At 37.0% G+C, this 21038-nt stretch carries 21 protein-coding genes and 1 pseudogene; 8 read left to right on the forward strand and 14 right to left on the reverse strand.

The window, feature by feature from the left end:
- Nucleotides 1–62: 62 nt before the first annotated feature.
- From B1A98_RS20290 to B1A98_RS18700, 4 genes are all read right to left on the reverse strand, one after another.
- Nucleotides 63–203 (reverse strand): DUF4158 domain-containing protein, encoded by a 141-nt coding sequence (locus tag B1A98_RS20290; protein ID WP_139032153.1) that lies wholly within the window; start codon nt 201–203, stop codon nt 63–65.
- Nucleotides 200–757 carry a recombinase family protein gene (locus B1A98_RS18690; RefSeq protein ID WP_063384327.1) on the reverse strand — a complete coding sequence of 186 codons (558 nt, stop codon included), beginning with the start codon at nt 755–757 and terminating at the stop codon, nt 200–202. Before B1A98_RS18690 ends, B1A98_RS20290 begins: the two co-directional genes overlap by 4 nt.
- Before the next feature lie 258 nt (nt 758–1015).
- Nucleotides 1016–1933 (reverse strand): DMT family transporter, encoded by a 918-nt coding sequence (locus B1A98_RS18695; RefSeq protein WP_063384326.1) that lies wholly within the window; start codon nt 1931–1933, stop codon nt 1016–1018.
- Between the two features lie 39 nt (nt 1934–1972).
- Nucleotides 1973–2512 (reverse strand): flavodoxin family protein, encoded by a 540-nt coding sequence (locus tag B1A98_RS18700; RefSeq protein WP_063384325.1) that lies wholly within the window; start codon nt 2510–2512, stop codon nt 1973–1975.
- Nucleotides 2513–2649: 137 nt separating this feature from the next.
- Between B1A98_RS18700 and B1A98_RS18705 the strand changes: the two genes are divergently transcribed.
- Complete coding sequence (locus tag B1A98_RS18705) at nt 2650–3537, forward strand: LysR family transcriptional regulator (RefSeq protein WP_063384324.1); 888 nt, start codon at nt 2650–2652, stop codon at nt 3535–3537.
- Between the two features lie 1146 nt (nt 3538–4683).
- Here the strand turns inward: B1A98_RS18705 and B1A98_RS18710 are convergent.
- Nucleotides 4684–5931: a S1 family peptidase gene (locus B1A98_RS18710; RefSeq protein WP_041114497.1), complete on the reverse strand. Its 1248-nt coding sequence runs from the start codon at nt 5929–5931 to the stop codon at nt 4684–4686.
- A 210-nt stretch (nt 5932–6141) separates the two neighbouring features.
- Here B1A98_RS18710 and B1A98_RS18715 point away from each other — a divergent pair, with 210 nt between their 5' ends.
- The 4 genes from B1A98_RS18715 (at nt 6142) to B1A98_RS18725 (ending at nt 8254) form a co-directional block, all read left to right on the forward strand.
- The gene (locus tag B1A98_RS18715; RefSeq protein WP_041114498.1) at nt 6142–6570 is read left to right on the forward strand and encodes an immunoglobulin-like domain-containing protein; all 429 of its coding nucleotides are present in this window, start codon (nt 6142–6144) and stop codon (nt 6568–6570) included.
- 260 nt (nt 6571–6830) lie between these two features.
- A complete protein-coding gene (locus tag B1A98_RS20630; RefSeq protein WP_156141531.1) occupies nt 6831–6977 on the forward strand; it encodes a hypothetical protein in 147 nt (48 codons plus the stop codon).
- Between the two features lie 6 nt (nt 6978–6983).
- Nucleotides 6984–7337 carry a hypothetical protein gene (locus B1A98_RS18720; RefSeq protein ID WP_041114499.1) on the forward strand — a complete coding sequence of 118 codons (354 nt, stop codon included), beginning with the start codon at nt 6984–6986 and terminating at the stop codon, nt 7335–7337.
- A 293-nt stretch (nt 7338–7630) separates the two neighbouring features.
- A complete protein-coding gene (locus B1A98_RS18725) occupies nt 7631–8254 on the forward strand; it encodes a MerR family transcriptional regulator (protein WP_063384323.1) in 624 nt (207 codons plus the stop codon).
- 41 nt (nt 8255–8295) lie between these two features.
- Here B1A98_RS18725 and B1A98_RS18730 read toward each other — a convergent pair whose 3' ends face one another.
- Genes B1A98_RS18730 through B1A98_RS18740 form a run of 3 tightly spaced genes read right to left on the reverse strand, consistent with a single transcriptional unit; the run spans nt 8296 to nt 10585 of the window.
- Nucleotides 8296–8763, reverse strand: a complete 468-nt coding sequence (locus tag B1A98_RS18730) for a hypothetical protein (protein ID WP_063384322.1) — start codon at nt 8761–8763, stop codon at nt 8296–8298.
- A gap of 24 nt (nt 8764–8787) precedes the next feature.
- A complete protein-coding gene (locus tag B1A98_RS18735) occupies nt 8788–9366 on the reverse strand; it encodes a replication-relaxation family protein (protein ID WP_082821679.1) in 579 nt (192 codons plus the stop codon).
- Nucleotides 9293–10585, reverse strand: coding sequence for an FtsK/SpoIIIE domain-containing protein (locus B1A98_RS18740; protein ID WP_063384321.1), 1293 nt, complete (start codon nt 10583–10585; stop codon nt 9293–9295). The genes B1A98_RS18735 and B1A98_RS18740 overlap by 74 nt, the downstream gene beginning before the upstream one ends.
- Nucleotides 10586–10945: 360 nt before the next feature.
- On the opposite strand from B1A98_RS18740, the gene B1A98_RS18745 reads away from it, so the two are divergent.
- Nucleotides 10946–11185, forward strand: coding sequence for a helix-turn-helix domain-containing protein (locus B1A98_RS18745; protein ID WP_041114583.1), 240 nt, complete (start codon nt 10946–10948; stop codon nt 11183–11185).
- A gap of 101 nt (nt 11186–11286) precedes the next feature.
- On the opposite strand, the gene B1A98_RS18750 is transcribed toward B1A98_RS18745, so the two are convergent.
- Nucleotides 11287–11685 (reverse strand): hypothetical protein, encoded by a 399-nt coding sequence (locus tag B1A98_RS18750; protein ID WP_063384320.1) that lies wholly within the window; start codon nt 11683–11685, stop codon nt 11287–11289.
- Between the two features lie 390 nt (nt 11686–12075).
- On the opposite strand from B1A98_RS18750, the gene B1A98_RS18755 reads away from it, so the two are divergent.
- The gene (locus tag B1A98_RS18755; RefSeq protein WP_063384319.1) at nt 12076–13149 is read left to right on the forward strand and encodes a replication-relaxation family protein; all 1074 of its coding nucleotides are present in this window, start codon (nt 12076–12078) and stop codon (nt 13147–13149) included.
- A gap of 202 nt (nt 13150–13351) precedes the next feature.
- On the opposite strand, the gene B1A98_RS18760 is transcribed toward B1A98_RS18755, so the two are convergent.
- The 4 genes from B1A98_RS18760 to B1A98_RS18775 form a co-directional block, all read right to left on the reverse strand.
- Entirely contained in the window at nt 13352–14197 is an 846-nt protein-coding gene (locus B1A98_RS18760) for an AraC family transcriptional regulator (protein ID WP_010731423.1), read from the reverse strand.
- A gap of 114 nt (nt 14198–14311) precedes the next feature.
- On the reverse strand, nt 14312–14917 hold the full coding sequence (locus B1A98_RS18765; protein ID WP_063384318.1) for a recombinase family protein: 606 nt from the start codon (nt 14915–14917) through the stop codon (nt 14312–14314).
- A 196-nt stretch (nt 14918–15113) separates the two neighbouring features.
- Nucleotides 15114–17246: a heavy metal translocating P-type ATPase gene (locus B1A98_RS18770; protein WP_063384317.1), complete on the reverse strand. Its 2133-nt coding sequence runs from the start codon at nt 17244–17246 to the stop codon at nt 15114–15116.
- The gene (locus tag B1A98_RS18775) at nt 17239–17607 is read right to left on the reverse strand and encodes an ArsR/SmtB family transcription factor (RefSeq protein ID WP_041114488.1); all 369 of its coding nucleotides are present in this window, start codon (nt 17605–17607) and stop codon (nt 17239–17241) included. The genes B1A98_RS18770 and B1A98_RS18775 overlap by 8 nt, the downstream gene beginning before the upstream one ends.
- A gap of 285 nt (nt 17608–17892) precedes the next feature.
- Between B1A98_RS18775 and B1A98_RS20825 the strand changes: the two are divergent.
- Nucleotides 17893–17991: pseudogene (locus tag B1A98_RS20825) on the forward strand (DNA gyrase inhibitor); the annotation flags it as partial.
- A 98-nt stretch (nt 17992–18089) separates the two neighbouring features.
- On the opposite strand, the gene B1A98_RS18785 reads toward B1A98_RS20825, so the two are convergent.
- Complete coding sequence (locus B1A98_RS18785; RefSeq protein ID WP_063384316.1) at nt 18090–21038, reverse strand: Tn3 family transposase; 2949 nt, start codon at nt 21036–21038, stop codon at nt 18090–18092.

Consider the following 21038-nt stretch of genomic DNA (forward strand, 5'->3'; position numbering starts at 1 on the left):
AAAAACGTATCATGATTTATCATTTGTATTCGAGAAAAGAAAATGGACTCCTTCTTAAATTCCTAATTGTAAAAATTAGACATGCGGAAAGTCAGAGCAAACCCAAGTTTTGTGTTTCCTCTTTTTAGTTGAATCAACTCTTGTTCATCAGGCATGAGGATAAAGTGATCAATTAGTTCATCTAATTCCCAATTCCTTTTCAACTTTTTTCCTCCCTTTGCAGCTTACGATATAGAGTCATACGGGAGATACCAGCCTTTTCAGCAGCATCTGTCCGGCTCATCCCCTGATCTATGAGATATAAAGCATAATTGATCTTTTCCTCGTCTGCTTTTGGCCTTCCAGGAAATTTCCCTCGTTTTTTTGCAGCTAAAATACCTTCCTTTGTTCGTTCGGAAGTGAGATCTCTCTCAAATTGTGCAATTCCAGCAAAAATAGTAAACAACATTTTTCCGTGAGCCGTTGTTGTGTCCAGCCAAGACTCTTTTAAACTTTTTAAATGGGCCCCTTTTTGGGCAATCAGTTCTGTAATCTCAATCAGATCTTTCGTGGAACGGGATAAACGAGTTAAATCCGTTACAACAACGGTGTCTTCTGGTCGAAGAAACTCCAGCATACGGTTCATCTCTGGCCGATCCCGTTTCGTTCCTGTTACTTTTTCAAAAAAAATCCGTTCGCACCCAAATTCTTCAAGTTGCTTTTTTTGGCGATCCAAATTTTGATCAATGGTAGAAACTCGCATGTAACCAAATTTCATTTGCATCCTCCCCTTTCAGCCTAATTGTACCAAAACTATTAAATAATTAATATTGTTACAAATGATTTTGTTACATATTTTTGTTACGTAATATATAATTGTTTAGTAGACAAAATATTACTTTTCACACCATGTAACAGAAATGGTCGTTTTTGTTACATCACTTGCATAACAAATACTACCTTTATAAAAAAGTAGTAAAGTTGCTAAGGGTGCTTGTTCAGTCCATGATTTTCCGTGTCGCCAATTAATAGTGATTTATTTTCGAGTAATCAAACCTTTTCCACTACCCTCATATACATTTTTATATTTCAATTTAGATAATGATCCCATATCTACTTGTGCAATTAAAATGCCCAGTATAACGATACTACACCCCATAATATCTTTTAACGTAAAAACTTCCTTTAAAAATAGAACCGCAAACAAGGCTGCAAAAATTGGTTCAAGTGCAAAAATTAACCCGGTATGTGTAGGGGTCGTATATTTTTGTGCAATCGTTTGGCAAATAAATCCCACTGCGCTGCAAAGTATCCCAAGCCCTAAAATAGCAATCCAAGAGTTTAATGTAGATGGTAAAGATGGATTTTCAAATAAGATACTGAAGGCCATCGCTAATAGACCCGCAACACCTAATTGTAATATACCAAGTGTCAAAGGATCATCTTCCTTTGTTAGTTTTCCTGTTAAAATAATGAATATCGCATACAACAGTGCACCTATGATACATAAAAGATCGCCATAGTTTATTGTTAATGAATTTTTTATTGTCAATAAACCAATGCCTGTTAAAATAAATATTAAACCAATAAAAATCTGCCAAGAAGGTAAACGGCGAACTAATAAACAATTGATTAACGGCACGAATATAACGGTAAGACTTACAAGGAATCCCGCATTAGAGGCTGATGTCATACTGACACCAAAAGTGACAAAGGTGAAAACACCAAACAATAATGTTCCTAACATAAAGGAAGAAATAATCACTTTTTTAGTAACTAACATTAAACGTTTGTAAAATAGAATTCCTGCTATTAAAAAAGCAAGTAAAAATCTAAGCCCAACAATGTTGAAGGCTTGGAGTGAACCAAGCCCTAACTTCATAAAAACATATGATAGCCCCCAAAAAGCATTTATAACTATCAATACCATATTTGCCAATGTCTGTTGGCTCATAAACTCCAATCCTCCTTGTATCTCTTGCGAATTGGAATATTATTGTAATTTTCTTCTTAACTGTTCCGCTGCAGACAGTGCTTTCAAGTCCTGTGAAATATCATCTGGTCTGTTTCCTTCTCCAATAATATATCCTTCAAAAGTTGTCCCTACAAAGTCAAAGATATGTTGAAACTGTTGAATCATTGGTAGACCTTTCATATATGGCTGATCTCCACCCACAGCAATGACATATGCTTTTTTAGAAGACATTACAGCCTTGAAATCAGGATAATTTGGGTCTCTTAAGGTTTGTGACCATCGATCAATAAAATTCTTCATTGTTCCTGTCATGCTATACCAATAAATCGGGGTAGAAAAAATAAGAATATCATGCGGAAGAATACGATTAATGATGGAGTTATAATCATCATCGACTTCGGGAAAGCCTTCCTCTGCATGTCGCTTATCGATTATAGGTTCAATGAAATAATCCTTCAGATATACTTCTTCTACATCTAAACCTTGAATCGCTACCTTTGTTAAGGATTCTGTATTTCCGTTTGGACGGCTACCACCGTAAATAACTGCAATTGTCATTTTGCTTATCTCCTTTACCATGTAGTTTTCTGCTATTGTTTCTCGAGTATATATATCTTATAATAAGTTGTTAAATCGATACAGACGATTATTCCGATTGGATAAATCGAAAAAAACGATTTGAAGAGGCTGATAAAATGGAAATTAAACAATTGATTACTTTTAAGCATGCCGCAGAAAATTTAAATTTTACACAGACGGCGAAATTGTTGAATTTTGCACAATCAAGTGTTACGGCTCAAATTAAAGCCCTTGAAGATGAGATTGGTAAACCCTTATTTGAGCGTTTAGGAAAACGACTGATTTTAACAGAAGCCGGACATCAATTTAAAAGATATGCTGAAAAAATGATTAATTTAAGTGAAGAAGCAATTACGGCTGCAAACGGGGAAGAAGAACTAACCGGTACTCTAACGATAGGGGCTCAGGAGAGTCAATGTACCTATCGATTACCACCAATTCTCAAAGAGTTCAAAGCTGCATTTCCAAAAGTAAAGCTAGTATTTAAACCAGCAAATTCTGACGAAATGGCGAGAAAGCATCTTATGGAAGGATTATTAGATGTTGCCTTTATTATGGATGAAAGGAAGCCTGAAGGATCTTTAATAGTAGAGCAACTTATTAAAGAGGAGTTAAAACTAGTTATCACACCAAGCCAACCTAAATCAGCGTTTTCAATAGATGATCTGAAGCACGAAACTCTTTTACTTACAGAAGCTGGATGCTCTTATCGAAATATGTTCGAAGAATCCTTAAATTCTTTTGGAATATACCCACTAGATAAAATAGAATTTGCTAGTATAGAGGCCATTAAACAATGTGTAATTGCAGGATTAGGAGTGGCGCTACTACCCGAAATGGTAGTGAAAAAGGATATTAAAGAAGGACGATTGAAGGAATTACCGTGGAAGTCTTCCTCATCTCCACTTTATACCCAAATTGCTTGGCATAAGGATAAATGGATGACACCGCCTTTAAATGAATTTATTAGCCTGACTCGTAAGATGTTTCTGTCTGATATTTAGCAATCAGGCGCGATTAATAGAGAAAATTAATATTTTAAATGCCTTTATTGGTAAGGCATTCCTTATTAAAGAATTTTACAACTTTATTTACCCCCATCCTGCAAAACAGGACGGGGGTAAGTGTGTTGGAAGTATTAAACTTAAAAAATCTTGACATTTTCTTATTGCGGGTGGTGACAGCTTCGCTGGTACTACCCCAAGAAAGCAGCTCACTGATTGCATGTAACTTTTCACTGTATTTTCGCTCTTCCCGTCTTCAGTCAGATAATATTCAAACGCTTTTAACATTTCACTCACCCCTCTATAAACTATGTTGAATTAAATATATGTACGATTTTTTAAACTATGTTGAATTGTTGTTGTTATTGTACCACCACCACTACCATTAATTCAACATAGTTTATGTTATGTTGAAATGTTATTTGAAGTTTGTTTCTTACTTTACTGTAGGAGATTGTACGAGAGATAAAGATGGATAGTTATATTGGTGCTTTTAATAAGAGATGAAGATTAGCAGTATAGGTAATGAGTGGAATAAAAGGAATTAATAAATAAAAGAAAAGAAAAGATTATTTAAATATTGAATAAAAAATTAATCTCCTCTGTGATTGGTGCAGCAATCTTTACTGGAGTGGCTTCCTTTGGAGCCTATCACTTGAATTCCTATGCTGCTGAAAATAAAAAACAGCAGCGCTGAAAGCTGACTTAAGGCAATCACAGCCTCTAAAGGAACCTACGTTAACTCAACAGCAGCTTTCTCCTGAACAGCTTTTCTCTAGAATAGATATTGAAGAAGTTAATAAAGAGGAAATTAAGATTCCACTAGACCTTGAAAAACGAAATATTACCCATGTTTCTTATAAAACAGGAGGAATTAGCGCAGAGAAACTGCCAGACGGTTATCTGATTGACACATGGTACCTCACTGATACTGAAAACGGCGAGTTGTTGGTTATGCAAAGTGTAAACGAACCTGGGACTCTTAAAGATTTAGTAAATGAAATGGATAAATGGTATCTGGATGAACTTATTAAAGAAATAAATAGCAAAGAATAATAAACAAAAAACGCCCCAGATTTTGAAATCTGGAGCGTTTTCAATACGACAAAATACCCTTTATGTTTCATTCAGGAATATAATATCTTACTAATTCATTGCAGTTGGAGTTGATGACCTATATAATTGAAGGCCATATTTTTCAGCAACTTCTCCCCAAGGTGTGAAATAAGAAACGCTAGAATAATCATTGGATAGCTTCTTATTACCGCCTTGATGAATACCTACTAAGCGAAATGGTTGACTTCGAGTGAACCAAGCACCACCACTATCTCCCTCAGCAGATAAAGCTGATCCATCTCCCTTAACGACAGATGTTACTAAACCTGTTCCAAACCTAGCTTGTCTTCTAGCCACATCCACTACGCCACATGTTCTATTAGTTGTTATACCAACTTTACAAACTCTAAGTCCTTCTGCTTGAAAGAAAGAGCCTGTCAATTGTCCGTCATAACCGGTAGAAGTGTCTCCTATAGTTCCATACAAGCCGTTCGAAGCGTATCTTTTCAAAGTAGAACCATTTTCTTTTACCAAAAGAAAGTCATAGTCACTGGCCGTAGCATCTAGATGAGTAGTACCAAATCTGCTACCCCATTGATAAAACATGTTATTAGAGCCATCATTACAATGTCCGGCAGTCATTACCCATAAATTTGAGCCTTTTATAGCGACTCCTGCGGTTGAACAAGAACCTGCACTCGTACCAATACCGATTCCTGCTCCCTGAGAATTCCAATCGGATTTTCTAGATTTATAACCCTCATTTTTGCTCTTGTGTTCCTTCTCAGTATTTTTATCAATCTCGATCTTTAAATCTGAACCATACATACTATGTAGAGTCTGTTTATCTTCGTTGGATAAGTCGGCAATTCTCAATATTAATTTACTTTGCTTTGTACTCAAATCAATCACGAAATTGTCTAATCCCATTGTCTCGGCTTGATTTCCAATCTGTTTTTGTAATTCTACTAATTCAGAATAACTTTTTGAAACTGTTTTTACTTCAAATTCATTTGGAGAAGTTTCTGCGATTTTCTCACTTATTTTTTTCAGTTTTTCTAATCTTTGTTGGTCTTGTTTAGACATGACTTGTTGACCTTTAGTAGGTGTCTCATCGATTTGAATTGTCATAACATCTTCATCAAAATATACTCCACCGATGTCTTGCAAACTTTCATAATCTAAGTTCATTTTAGATAATTCTTTGTCAAACTTTTCAATCAACTTACTTTGCTTTTCAGCCAGTTGCTCCTCCGTTTGTTTAGCATAGGCATTAGTAGTACCAAGACCTATGAATGTTAGACTAAGTGCAAATGTTAAAGCAGCTACTTTTTTCATTCATATCCCCTTCCTAAATCTAGTTATATATACAATCATTTACAATTCTAACATATAAACCATTACTATAGTAATGAATTTAAGGAAAAAATTATATTTAAAGACATTTAAGGGTATTTCTGTTTATTTTTTAGTAATGGTTATTATGATATCTTTAAAGAGAAACATATTACTTTTGATTTAAAAAATAATTTTTTAGGAGTGAATGATATGAAGAGTAAATTGATTCCTTGTATTGCACTTTTCTTTTTAATATTAGCTGGATGTCAGAATCAAGGTGAAAATTTAACTAAAAAAGCGGAAATTCAAGAGATGCCTAGCGAGAAGGACGGTGTTACATTATCAGCTAATAAAAATGAGTACACTACTTCTACCGATAAAATTACGGTTGTTAACAAAAATGAAAGTGATTCCAAAGTTAAAAGTAGTCACGGTATTTTTCTAGAAAAAAATGTAGACGGAACTTGGTACGAATTTCCTTACAAGGAGCCAGCCTTCTCAGAGGTGTTAAGGTATCTTCCTCCAGGCAAGTCACATACATTTGATATTCACATAGATGAATTAGAGTATGAACTTACTCCGGGTGAATATCGCGCCGTTCATGAGGGACTTGCTGCTCCTTTTGAAGTTGTAGAGTAAAGAATAAATAGCCAGAACCAATTAAGAACCCTTCAGACTTCACAAACCTGAAGGGTTTTTAATGCAACGAAATTGATCTTATGTTGGGAAAAGTTTTCTTCCCGCAACAAACGGGTAAATATTAACTCCCGGCGAATTACAGCTGCCCTATGGCGCCTCTTCTGGATTGTTGGTATAATTTTTATAAAGGATGCATACACTGACTACTACTTTTTTGAGAAAAGGTTGTGGTCGTTATGTGTAAGAAGGAGGATGTTGAAATGGCTACAGAGTCAATCGTTAAAATCCGTTCTAACTTCAGCAATCACCACGTTTCCAAAGCGCTAAAAGAGGTAGAAATGATGCAAGCTGGAAAGCTGCCTAAAAAATCGGCTAGGGATTTCTTAAAAGAATCTCGCAAAAAGTAATCAGTAATGTCCAAATATACAGCTATCACTACTCCAGCATTCGAAGCACGGTATAAGAAACTTAAAAAGAGATATCCGAAGATTGATGATGATTTTGAGGTATTTCTTGATGAAGTTGAAATTAAAGGCGATTTGGGTGAAGACGTACAGCACGTTGTAAAAGACGGAAACAAGGTCTTTAAAAAAAGGATGAGAAATACGAGCGCCCGAAAAGGCTTATCGGGTGGTTTTAGAGTCATCGAATATTTGATAACTGAAAATAATGAGGTGTACCTTCTAGATATATACTCGAAATCTGATCAAGTAGATATTCCTAGAGAGAAGATTCGAAAACTGATAGAAAAAGCGCGCATGAAGTAGTTGAAGTTCAGCTACTGACACGATCGTTAGGAAAAGAGTCCTTAAAGGACTCTTTTTTGCGTGTGTCGGATCTGTCATAAAGCAGTACCTACGTTAGCTTCTTGTAAGCGGACTCCCTTGCAGGACAAAGGAATAAATTGTAGCACTTAAAGAAGGAGAACGCTTGTGTAACGGATAATTAATAAAGAAAAGCGAGTGTTTGCTGAGCATATCGTTGATCTTGATTTTCATCCATGCTTTTTCTTTAGAACACAAGAACGTTAGCAAGAACGATTTAGAAAGGCGGCCATTAAATGAGTGAGTATGAAAAGGCATATACCACAAAGGAAATAAGTTTGACTCTCGACATTGGAAGCAGCACTTTAAGAAAATGGTGTCTTGCTCTCGAAGAAAAAGGGTATCAATTTGCAAGAACGGATAATCAAAGGCGCTTGTTTGTAGAGAAAGACTTAGTCGCCTTGAGATACTTCCAAAAGTTAGTTCAAGGAGAAAACTTTTCATTAGAGAACGCGGCAAAGGTTATTGCATCAAGATATAAAGAAGAAGCGTCTGAAACTAGAACGCCACCCGTTCTTGATGATGAAGAACAAGAAAACACTCCTGCTGTTATCAACCAGCGTTCTCTTATACGTTCTGAGGATGTCATTAACAGGTTGTTGAATCATATTGAAACCCAGGAAACTTTTATGCGAGAGCAACAAAAGTATAATGAAGAACTGAAACTGGAATTACAAAAAACTCAAAAAGAATTGCAATCGACTAATCTTTATATAAAAGAACGCCTTGAAGAACGTGACAAAGTTTTAATGGAGTCGCTGAAAGCGTCTCAGGAAGCAAAAAAAGAAATGTTGCAAACAGCCGCTGCCGCAAAGGAAGAAGAGAAAAAAGGCTTCTGGTCCCGCTTGTTGGGAAAATAAAAAAGACGGGTTAACTTGACCCGTCCATACACTGTTGAAGGTTATGGTACCGCTACGGAAATTCCCACCTCTACAATTAGTTGCATAAAGATCGGCATCATCTGCACAAAAATGTACCCAATTGATGCATTCTGAATCATGCTAATCCCTCGGTCTTTTTGGTTGATCATAAACATTAGCGCACCTGCAGTGAGCATAACCAGGGCAATCGGATAAGACAGCGCTTGGATCATATCCACCAGAGGCATAAATGCTTCAACGATTCGTTCTGACGCCTTTCCTTTAACATATTCTACAGGCCCCTGCGCATAAGCATGATTAGTATACAGGATGTTTGTAATACTAATGGCAGTTGCTCCGGTTGCAAGCGTGGTGAGAGACGCTTTAATCCCGTGAGCAGCTGTTTTTTTGTTGATTTTTTTAATCTCTTTCCGTATTTGACTGAAACTATCCGCATTTACAAACTCTTTGATAGGACCGACTGTTTGCACTCTCCTAGTAAATAACATACCCCATCACTCCTTTTAGTAAGTTTAATGAAAGTCAGCTGCAGTAAACACCGTTACATCCAGCCCCTCACACATTTTCAGCAGTTGTTTCCGCCTGTAATCTGTCGTGGTGATCCAGATCAGTTTGAATGGCGTTACTTTGCTCAATTTGCGGTATTTTTCAATTTTAGTTCGGTTTTTACTCATTTTTTGTGTGTGATCCACCTCTACTGCATGGTAAACTCCATCCCTCTCAAATACTGCATCTGCTATCACAAAAGTTACATCCTCAATACCGAATTTCACCTCGTTCTTCCAGGAGAACGGATTGCCGAACGCTATATATAAATCATTCCGCATGATGTAATGACGGGCTTGAACCGTCTTTTTCCGTATTTTTCGGCATTGGACGCGTTCTCGGCCTGCTTTGTTTAAGTAATAGATTTTTTCTCCGTCACGAAAAGAAGAAAGGTATTCCTCCATGTTCTGCAGCACTTTCCTAGCATTTCGATCACTGCCCAATCCATGTAATGTCTGTAGCTGTGAGCGGCTAAGAAAGTCCAATTTCTTCAACGATAAGAGTACCGCTTCCTCTCTCTGCTCCCGTTGCAGGCTTCTCTCCATTGGAATCATCCTCTCTTGATTTGATCACGATATGAGGCTGGATAACCCTTTCTATACTCTCCCTTTGAATGTAAGGAGTTTGCACGATTTCATTTTTTACCCGCCGAAAGATCGCTCTTCCTTCTATTTCTGGCAGCTTCTCTGCTCCTTCTTCATCAAGAACAGCCCGACTCTGCGCCCCTGTTTCGAGCCTGAAACACATTCTTGCTCCGATATTGGCCCTTACCTGGCTAGGAAGTGTTTCGTTCGTCGGGTACTGGGTCGCATAAATTAAGCGGTATCCTGCTGCCCTGCCACGTCTTGCTATATCCGTTACGATCGCCATACAGGCTTTGTCGTCTGCTATATCCGCTGCTTCATCGATAACAACAAAAATGCGTTCTTTCTGACCGGCTTCTTTTACATCTTTAAAGCCTTTTTCAAACAGATCATCTAAGGTCTGATTCATATCCTTCTGTATTTTCTTCAAGATGTCCTTTGCTTCACTAGGATTCCTACCGAACTCGGTAACCTGCTTCATATCTTTAAATCGACCTAATTCCAGTCCTCCTTTTAAATCAATCAGGTTAAAACGAACGTTTTCCGGCTGATTATACGTTAAAGCAGTGATGAGCAACTTAATAAATTCCGATTTCCCATATCCCGTTGCTCCAGCTGCAATCATGTGGGGCCTTCTTTCAAAATCGTGGATGGTTTTACCGGTTCTGCTCATGCCAACAACGACTTCCCAACCCTTGTTTTCGTCAAACAGAGATTCATCTGCTCCAAAGTTAGTAACTAGCGGCTCGTTGTACACTTTTATTTTTAAGACCCCATCATACGATAGGAAAATTTCCTTCTGCGTTTTCTTCTTGGCCAAGATCTGCCTGATCTGTTCCAGTACGCTACTCCTCCAGTCAATTGTTTTTAAGTCTTTCAACGAGATATCTACGAGGCTTCGTTTGTTGTTTAACCCGTCCTGAAGATGGTCTTGTTTCTTCTGAAAATCAGAAAAGCTTAAACCGAGCGGGATCCGGTAAGCGTACTCCGTTCCCCATGCATAAGATGTCTTTCGTAATAACTGGATCGTCCGAGTTTCTTTTTTCTCCTTAACGACTAATCCGGCATTAACAGCAATTCGTTGAATTTTGGCTGCATCATTCGTGCTTCCTGACTGAAGAAGAAAAGTATATCCAACAACTCCTCCCATCACGATTGATGAAGCAATTTCAAAAAACATGACACCTCCTCAATTCTTTTTATTCTGCAATAATAGTCCCGAACCAGCGGTATCAAATATATCGTTTAATCCCGTGCTAACTAAGGATTTTCGGCGGCCGTTCTCCTTTCCGCTCCGGTATTTCTCAAGGATTGGTGTAGCGGAACGTTTAGAGGAACGCTTTGTAAGAGCGGCCAAGTTCAGCCGGCACCTGAGAAGGAAAAGTGTTTGGCAAACGGTCCGGAATTTCTTTCTCTGGTAAAGCCTACGAGAGCCTACTTGTCCATTATGACTACTTTAATAATCAAATCTGTATATTTTGGTGGTCACTTGGAAATGAATGGAGACATATTCCAATAAAGGGCAAGGAGCGGATCAAAGATGTTTTCTTTTTTCGGATTAGGAAAGCCATACAAAACAAAGCTGGGAAGATTTTTGGAGAAGAGGGGAATGACCGCTACGTGGCTGGCGGAGAAGGCGGGATTAAACCGCAACACTGTTAACAAGCTAATAAACGAGACAAAAGGATATTCGCCAAAATTGACTACAATCCAGAAGGTGATGAAGGCTATTAGAGAGGTGGATCCAACTAAGAAGAGCGAAGACTTTTTTGACATGTAAAAAGACGCCGGCATCCTACTGGCGTCTTTAAAGAAAATTTCGTCTTGAAACTCGATTTTGAAATCTCTTAAAGCCTTTCCTTTAAGCAATCGATTTTGTAATTATTTCATAACAATATTTGGCCGCTTTTTCGGCGGTTTTTCAAATATATCCTCTATCTCAAGTGTTTCAGGAATATCATCCGCAACATTAGTGATTTCCGCTTCCACTTCAAATAAAGTACAATCTCCTTCGAATCCGAATCGATATTCTTTTAAGTGAAGGGATGTTTCTGCTGTTTTCTTAATAAGCTTCTTTTTTGGGATAGTGATTTCTACAGGGATACGATCCTTGATCTCAGTTACTCTATTTTTTGTTTTTATTTCCCTTGTTATTATGAACTTTCCTGTGAGTACGATGTCATTAGCCGATTCCTTGGACACGTAATCGGTTTCTATTGAAAGTTTATTCACCGCTCCTTGTATCAGATTGGGTAAGTTTTCTTCGAGTGTAAGTTTCATACGTTTTCATCCTCCAATACGTTTTTACGGACTGTACAAGATATGAATATCAAAAGTTCCCTATACCTATAAAAATGATCGTGGTTTTATGACGAATTCCTGGACATTTAAATTTTTTAGTTTTTTTCTGAAAAAAGGACTTAGAAAATGGCTAGCTTCTCGTCATAATATTTACACGAATCAATTTGAAGAAAAGGTTTCATTAATGAGACCTTTTCTGTTTTTCCTCCAAAGTAATTAAGTTTATACAGCTTGAGGTAATGCACTTTTCATCTGAGAAATAGTTGATTACTTCGTAAAGTGCATTACCTAGAGGAGTGGAGGGAGAAACACATACTTTTTGAACGCTGACTATATACGGAAAAACGGATGAGAAAAGGAGAAAGAATTATGACCGAGAAAATGGTTATTCGAAAAGGACGCGAACGTATTGAGTTAAGCTATCAAGAATTTAATGGATTACGTTTTTTAGAAATGCAAAGAGCGCTTACTGTATCTCAATACTATGATTATTGTCGCTGGTTGCTTAGATATGAAATTACACCTTATGCTTTCAAAAATCGTCTACGTAAAATGGAGAAGTTTAAGCTAATCCGTTCTGGGCAATTCAAAGAGGGCTTTGAAGGAGATCATTTTAAATATGTGTCGATAGGAAGTAAAGGAATTGATTTGCTAATCGAAAAGAAAGCGCTGGGCGCAGAATACAACAAAAAACAGATTTACTCCTTTATGGGCAAGAGTAACCATTATCATTACTTTGCTACAAAGGAAGTTATTATCAGATTTCTTTTGCACATTAATATGCTGGTTGGAGTTAGCAAGAAAGGCATCTTTTCTTATCATTACAGCAAATCTCCTTATATCATCCATGTTCCCAAAGCAACAAAGCGTAGTATAAGTGGGTATGGATTTACAAAACGTTATAGAAGGCGCTCCTCTGCGCCGTCTCATTTACAAACCTCATCTACTCAATTTTTTTTAGCGAAGCCTGATTGGATTTTACGGTTCCGAGGAATAGATGTTCATGGAGAAAAAGTAGATAGAGTTACAAACCTTGAACTTGATACAGGGACCGAGCCGATATGGCAACTGGAAGCGAAAGTTCGTAAATATATTCGTGTGGCTCAACAATTTAACCACATGCAACATCAGCTCCTTATCGTGCTGCCGGACGAAACCTTTTTGACCAAAGGTAAATTTAGCAATCGTGACAAGAGAATAATGAATATTTTGAATCGATTTGAAGAAAAAGGGCTTATAAAAGATGCAGAATATGCGGGTTTACGAGTGGATGTTTGCTCGCTTACTTACGCACCTTATATGGTTCAGTGGTTTTTATGGAATCACAATATGCCAGAATCAAGAGAGCCTATGGGCAGTTATACCGGTGGTTATGATAACGTTTTAGAAATAGCCAAAAACGTTGGCTTAGCTGTTGATGATATGTTGTACTCAAGGAAATAAGAGCTTTGAGGTGCAAAAAAGCCGCTCCTGGTTAATAGGAACGGCTTTTTTATTTCTTAACTGGGGTAGCGTCAGGAAAATGCGGATTTACAACGATAAGGAATTTCCAATATAAAAAGCCTGATTTCCCATCACCTAAATTGAGAAATTAGGCTCTTTTTTCGTTACTCCATAAACAGCATTCTATTACTGAATATGTAATTTACTTCGGGATAACAGGGACCCAGAGTTCGTGTCTTGGTTTATGCTTCGGACCGTAATAACATTCTATACACGGTAAATTTGCAAGTTCATACTCGGAGGTAGGGACCCACTCGGAATATAAACGTTTCCATGCATCCACTATGTTCGGAAAAACTGCCCATGTACTTGCGGGAATAATAAGCGTCTCCATATTTTCTGGGGATTCCCCATCGTATCTTACGCCCATGAAATAGGAAAATTGTTCATCTGTTATGGCAGCTTCTTTTCCGCAAACCCCCAGAAGGCTTTCAAGCGTGCATTTTGGATTTTCCCATGACATATCTACTAGTTCTTGCATAAATCCATCTTTTTTCGCAGTGTTCCAAAGCGTAGGGATTGTTTTAAATGCTCTGCTTGTTTTTACTGGCTTACTTTTTCCAACAATTCTTAATTCAAAATCAAGGTTTTCAATTCTGTACTCCATCTCGGTATCTCCTTTAATAGAAATTTGAAAGGAAATTCTGGGAAAGGCTTTTAACTGTACCCCTCTATTACGAGCATTGGAAGGGGTTACTCCATGCATTTTTTGAAAAGCACGTGAGAAAGTATCAGAAGAAACATAACCATATTTAATTGCCACATCAATGATCCGAATATCACTTTTTTGAATTTCAAATGCTGCGAGTGTTAACCGTCTACGTCTAATATATTCTGATAGCGATATACCTGAGATTGAAGAGAACATTCTTGAAAAATGAAACTCAGAACAATTAGCTGCTTTTGCAATCTCTTTGTAGTCTATTTCTTCATTCAAGCTATTTTCAATGTAGTTTAACGCATTGTTCATTCTTTCTAGCCAATCCATAAGTTTACTCCCTTTCAATATTTACTTTAAAACAAAATAGATAATAATTGCCGACATTTCATGCCTAAAAATGTTGGTATCAAAAAATAAACCTTTTGATAGAATCAGGACAAACTATTTGTTTCCTTCCGATAGCCTTCTATATAATGAAGCCCTAGACACATTAGTAATTTCGCAAATTTGATTTACAGTCATACCGCCTTCTTTATATAGTTTTACTGCATATTTCATTCCTGCGTGATTTTTATGATATTTCTTTAAACGACCCTTAAACTTCCCTTCTTTCTTAGCCAGCTCAATCCCTTCTCGTTGACGCATACGGATAAGATCTCGTTCTAATTGGTTCACACCAGCCATTACTGTAATTAAGAATTGGCTGTATGGATTATCCTCTGATAAATCTAGCCATGTATCCTTGAGTGATTTTAAGCTTGCCTTTTTCCTGCGTATTAAATCAATCAATTCAAATAAGTTCTGCGTACTCCGAGTGATCCGAGTTAAGTCTGTAACATAAATAATGTCTCCTTCCTGTAAATCCTCTAACATTTTTTGAAGTTGCTCGCGATCCTTTGCTGCCCCAGAAACTTTTTCTTCAAAAATAATATCCATACCGATTTCGTTTAATTGCTGAAATTGTCTTGAAGGATTTTGGCTAGTCGAACTGACACGTTGTAACTTTGACCGATAATTTGCGTATATTTCAAGTGTTATTTTGCACATCAATTTATGAAAAGGGTGTAGTTTTGTAATAAAGATTGATTAAAAAATGTCATTAAACCTTATTTATCAACAAATACAAAAACCCCATTTTGAAAAAAGATTGATCAAAATGGAGTTAATAATTAAGCATTTAATTTTAAAATAAAGTTTCAATTCGCCTTATTCCACAAAAGGTGCTTAGTTCAGATTTAAATTTTTATTCTTTAACTTTCAATAACCTTAAACTGTTTAGTGTTACAAGTAATGTTGCTCCCATATCGGCAAATATCGCTATCCATAGCGTTAACCAACCAGGCATAACCAACAATAATGCGACTAATTTAATCGCTAAAGAGAAGGTAATGTTTTGCTTGATGATCACTAAAGCCTTACGGCTCAATTTGATGGTATATGGCAATTTACTTAAATCATCAGACATTAAGGCAATATCAGCTGTTTCTAGTGCTGTATCAGTCCCAGCACCACCCATCGCCACACCAACCGTGGAAGCCGCAAGCGCTGGCGCATCATTCACGCCATCCCCAACCATTGCTACATTTTGATGCTTTGAACGAAGTTTTTTAATGAAATTCAGCTTATCTTCTGGTAATAAATCAGCTTTAATATCAGAAACACCGACTTGTTTTCCAATGGCTGTGGCAGTTCGTTTGTTATCGCCTGTCAGCATCACTGTTTCAATTCCTATATTGTTCAATTTACTGATCACTTCTTTTGAAGATTCTCTCATTTCATCTGCTACGGCAATTAATGAAAGGATTTCTTCTTCGGTTCCTAACACCATTACAGTTTTTCCTTGGGTTTGCATTTCAGTAATCTTTTGTTTTCTATCACTTTCAATCGATTGATGCAATTCTTCAAACAAATTTGGACTTCCTACATAATACATAACATTATTTACTTTGGCTTTTACGCCTTTACCAGTAATAGATTGGAATTCTTCAATCGTCACACCATTAAAATTTAATTCATTTTCTTCTGCTTTTCGTATAATCGCTGAAGCAAGTGGATGTTGCGAACCTTTTTCAATGGCTGCTGTTATAGTCATCAATTCATTTTCATTCCCACTATACGTTACGATGTCTGTTACAGCAGGAATACCTTTTGTTAATGTTCCTGTTTTATCAAAAGCAATGGCTTTAAGGGCTCCTGCTTGTTCTAAATGAATACCACCTTTAATTAAAACACCATTTTTTGCAGCATTTCCTATTGCAGTAACAACAGCCACTGGCGTTGAAACAACTAAAGCACACGGACAGCCAACCACTAATACAGCTAAACCTTGATAAATCCATTCACTCCAATCACCACCAAATAGCAATGGCGGAACAACAGCGATTAAAAGAGCCAAGATGATAATAGCTGGTGTATAGTATTTCGCAAATTTATCAACGAACGCTTGAGAGGGTGCTCGTTCTGCTTGAGCTTCTTCGACCAGATGAATGATTTTTGAAAGAGTGGTATCTTCCACTCGTTTTGTTACTTTAACTTCAAGCAACCCTTCTTCATTTAAAGTTCCTGCAAAGACTTCATCATCAACTGTTTTATTTACTGGAACACTTTCCCCTGTAATGGCAGCTTGATTTAACGTAGATGTACCTTTAATTACAGTTCCATCCATCGCCAATTTTTGACCAGGCTTTACAATCATAATATCGCCAACTTTAATATCTTCAACATGAACCGTCATTTCTGCATTTCCACGGCGAATTAACGCTTCTTTTGGAGCAATATCCATCAATGATTCAATGGATTGGCGAGCTTTATCCATTGAATAACGCTCTAAGGCTTCACTGACAGCAAAGAGAATAACAACGGTTGCTCCTTCACCCCATTCACCAATTACTGCAGCTCCTAGAATGGCAATAGTCATCAACGTATTCATATCGAAATTTAATCTGCTTAAATTTTTAAGACCTTTAATAAATAGCGAATATCCACCAATTAAAATGGATGCTGCATAACCAGTTGTCGGAAGAATATGCTCTTCTCCGTATTGCTCCCCTAAAAACCAACTAATCACAAGTAATAACGCTGAAATATATACTTTAATGTTTTCTTTTTGCTTCCAGAAAGGTTCACGTTCTACTCTCTGTTCTTTTTCATTCCGAATTTTTAAATTTTCAAATGCTCCTGCTTTTTCTAGTTCTTCAATCGTTGTATTTCCTTTAACATAAACTTTAGATGCTCCAAAGTTTACTTTCGCATCCTGAACTCCAGGGAGTTCTTTAACATTATTTTCAAAAATGGATGCACAGTTTATACAAGTGAATCCTTGAACACGATATGTTTTCATTTCTTGTTCAGATAATTTTGATTGCTGCTCAGACATTGACCTTCACCTCTTTTTTATGTGCTAATGCAATCATCATTATCTGCTTGATATTTTCATCATCTAACGAATAAAACGCGAGTTTTCCTTCTTTTCTAAACTTCACAACTCCTTGCTTATGAAGTTTTCGTAAGTGGTTAGAAGCATTTGCAACTGTTGAACCGATAATATTTGCTATATCACATACACATAATTCTTCATCTTGACACAAAGCATAGGTAATTTTCGCTCTATTTTCATCAGCGATAGATTTTAAAATTTGGGTAACACTAACAATATCAACTGTTTGTAAATCGTTTTGTATTCGATTGACCTTTTCTTCGTCATAACAATAAATCTCACAAGTATCTTTCTTGATCATTTTCTCTCTCCGTTCTCATTCAATTATTTACTTGAATATAGTATACCCTTTTTATTCACCAATATTCAAGTGAATAATTGAATGAAAGATAAAAATGAACTGTATCTTTATAAAAAATTTTGAACACTGATTTAATTTAGAATAGAATTCCTCTTATTCCCTTGTAACAAAACTCGTGATTTTCTGGACAATAATATTTTAAAAATTCAAATGTAAATAATTTTAAAGCATGCTACATTCAAAATGTACCAAACAAATATAAATGAAGAAGGGAAGAGAGAATCTATGAAATTTAAAGTCGAAACACTTCCAAACTATCGCATCGCTTATGTACGACGAGTTGGCTCATATGGTTCTGCAAATATTGAAGTAATGGAGAAGTTGGGGTCCTGCCGACAAAACGCAGATATTATACGTTAAGACATTTTTTGGAAGTGAAAACCCTGATTTTTCTACGCTAAGGAGAAAAATCAGGGTTTTATTTATATTCTAAGTGAGCGTAGGGAATGTATAGAGCCTGAAATCTCGGGTTTAAATGAATACTCACCTAAGAAGTTAACGTGTTCCCATCCCAAAGGAGATATATGAGGAAGTAATTCCTCTTTATATTTTCCTGTCGCTTTCATATGTTCAATTGCTTGTGATAGATACACGGTATTCCAAATACTAATAGCATTTATAATGAGGTTTAAGGCGCTGGCACGCTGTAATTGATCTTGTAATGCCCTTTCTCTAAGTTCCCCATGTTTCCCAAAGAAAATAGCTCGTGCTAATGCATTCATCGCTTCGCCTTTATTTAATCCACGTTGAATTCGACGACGCAATGTTTCGCTAGAAATATAATCTAATATAAACAAGGTTTTATCTATACGTCCCATTTCTCTTAAGGTTGTTGCAAGGCTATTTTGACGAGAATAAGAACCTAGTTTTCTCATGATGAGTGAAGCAGAGACCGTTCCTTCACGAATGGAGTGTGCCAACCTTAATACATCATCATAATTTTCCTGAATGATCTTGGTGTTAATTCTTCCACGCAGCAATTTTTCCATTTCAGGATATTGGTCTGGCTTTTTAAATGAATAAAGTTTCGAATCTGCAAGGTCTCGTAGTCTTGGAGCAAACCGAAATCCTAACAAATTAGTTAGTCCGAATACTTGATCCGTATAACCAGCTGTGTCCGTATAATGTTCTTCAATATGCAAATCGGTCTCATGATGTAATAGACCATCTATGACATGAACAGCATCTCTTGCGTTTGTGTTAATCACTTTCGTATAGAAGCTAGAAAATTGGTCACTGACAAAGCGATAAATGGTTGTACCTTTACCCGTTCCATAATGTGGATTTGCATCAGCGTGTAAGGATGAAACTCCTACTTGAACACGCATTCCATCTGAAGAAGAAGTTGTACCATCTCCCCAATACGACGACAAGCTCAACTGATGCTGGAAATTTACCAGAACTGCTTGTGCTTTATTCATGGCATCTTCATATAAACGCCACTGCGAGGCTGTTGACATTTGCCTGTAAGAAACTTCTTGTGTAGCTTCCGCCATTTTGGTAAGACCAATGTTTGTTCCCATTGCCATGATGGCCGCCATAATCGCTGGCTTTTCCTCTTCTTTTGGAGGATGTAGCGTTGAAGCATGAAGAAGCTGCTTTTCGAATCCTGTCCAACTTGCCACTTCCATAAGCAAATCAGTTAATTTCACACGTGGTATTAGCTGATATAGAGATAAACTATATTCTCGTGCTGTTTCTGGGACGTTTTTCTCCAAACGATGGACATGTAGCCGTCCGTCTTCAAAATTAACCCCATCTAATTCTGTGATATTAGCTTTAATCCATTCAAGTCGATTATGTAATGCATTTATTTTCTCTGTTAAGTATTCATCAACAGAAGGAGGTGCGGTAAGTACATTAAGATGTTTGTTTTGCTCCCACGTTTCTTTCGTTACTAAATAATTTTCAAAATTCTGATGCTGGCGACTTCCTTTAATAGAAACGTTACCTGAGCGTACAAGATTCCGTAACTCGGTTAGCACAGCCATCTCATAATATTGGCGATTAACATTCCCATCATCATCATAAACATGTTTTTGCCAGCGATTAGAAACAAAGTCCAAAGGCGCTCCTTCTGGAACCTTTCGTTTGTTGTGTCTGTTCATATCTTTAATGGTTTTGATAGCTCGAAGCAATGGCTCCCCTGATTTTGTAGAAGTAAATTCTAAGGATTCCAACAATGTTGGAGTATATTTACGTAAATAGTTAAAGCGATATTTTAGTAAGTCTAAGTAATCGTAATCCATTGGGCGCGACAATTGCTTCGCCTCTTCTATAGAGTTCACGAAGTCCTCCCAAGGCATAATAGCCTCTAATGCTTCAAATGGGTCTTTTCCCTGTTCTCTTGCTCGGATCAATGCTGTACCTAAATCTGCAAAATGAATAACCTTTTCATTTACTGATTTTCCATTTAGCTTCTGAATCTCTTCTTGAGCTTTGCGCCCCTTTGACAACAATAAGGTAATTTGCCTATCGTGTATCTCAAATGCATGATCGACAAGATTTTGACTAAGTTGCAGGAGATGTAAAATTAAAAGTGCAAATTTTTTATTCCCTTTGAACCTACGGAATGAACGTGGCTCATATTTGGAACCTAAGCGTGCTAACTGCAAGATCCTGTTTGGATGAATTTCTTTAATATCCACATTTAGTTGTAAAGATCGTATGACCTGAAGACGTTTTATAACCTTTAAAAAAGCATCTGGAGAAGATTGGCCGGGAACTTCTCGCAACCAAGCAAGGGGAGTTTTTGAATATGTTGAACTTATATTAAGTAAATTATCTAACTGTGGTTTTTGATCTTCAATTAGTGTAGAGACAATTGATTTGAAAATTCGCTCTTCTGCTCGTTGACGTGCCTCCCACACAATCCTTTCTATCGTTGTCATGGCTGGCAAAATTACTTTTTGTCTTCGTAATTCTTCAATTGTGGAGCGAATAAGGTAATCTGTATTCCCGTTCTCAAGAGCGCACTGAAGAATATGTTGTGCAATTATTCGGTATGTCCGAAAGGAAAAATTTTGAAAGTAATAATGTTGCCGAAGTTCCTCTAAGTGTTCATTGCGGGTTGCGACTCGTTTTGCATACTGTGTATATTCTTGAGGGGAGACATCAATTTGTTTTGCAATATAATCGAGTAGTTGGCTGGGAATGTCTTTAATCTGAAATAAAGTCCAACCCGGATACCGAAGGACAGCAAGCTGTAAGGCAATTCCTAAGCGATTATGGTCTCTTCGATGCTTATTAATAAATGCAAGATCTTCTGAGGTAAAAGTATAGTGCATTTCCATATCATGTTCAGTCATATCGTCAGGAATAGACATAAACATATTTCGCTGGTCAGGGGTCAACAGTTCTTTCCCTCTCAT

This window comes from Pseudobacillus badius (assembly GCF_002189605.1).
GTDB classification, from domain to species: Bacteria; Bacillota; Bacilli; order Bacillales; family Domibacillaceae; genus Pseudobacillus; species Pseudobacillus badius.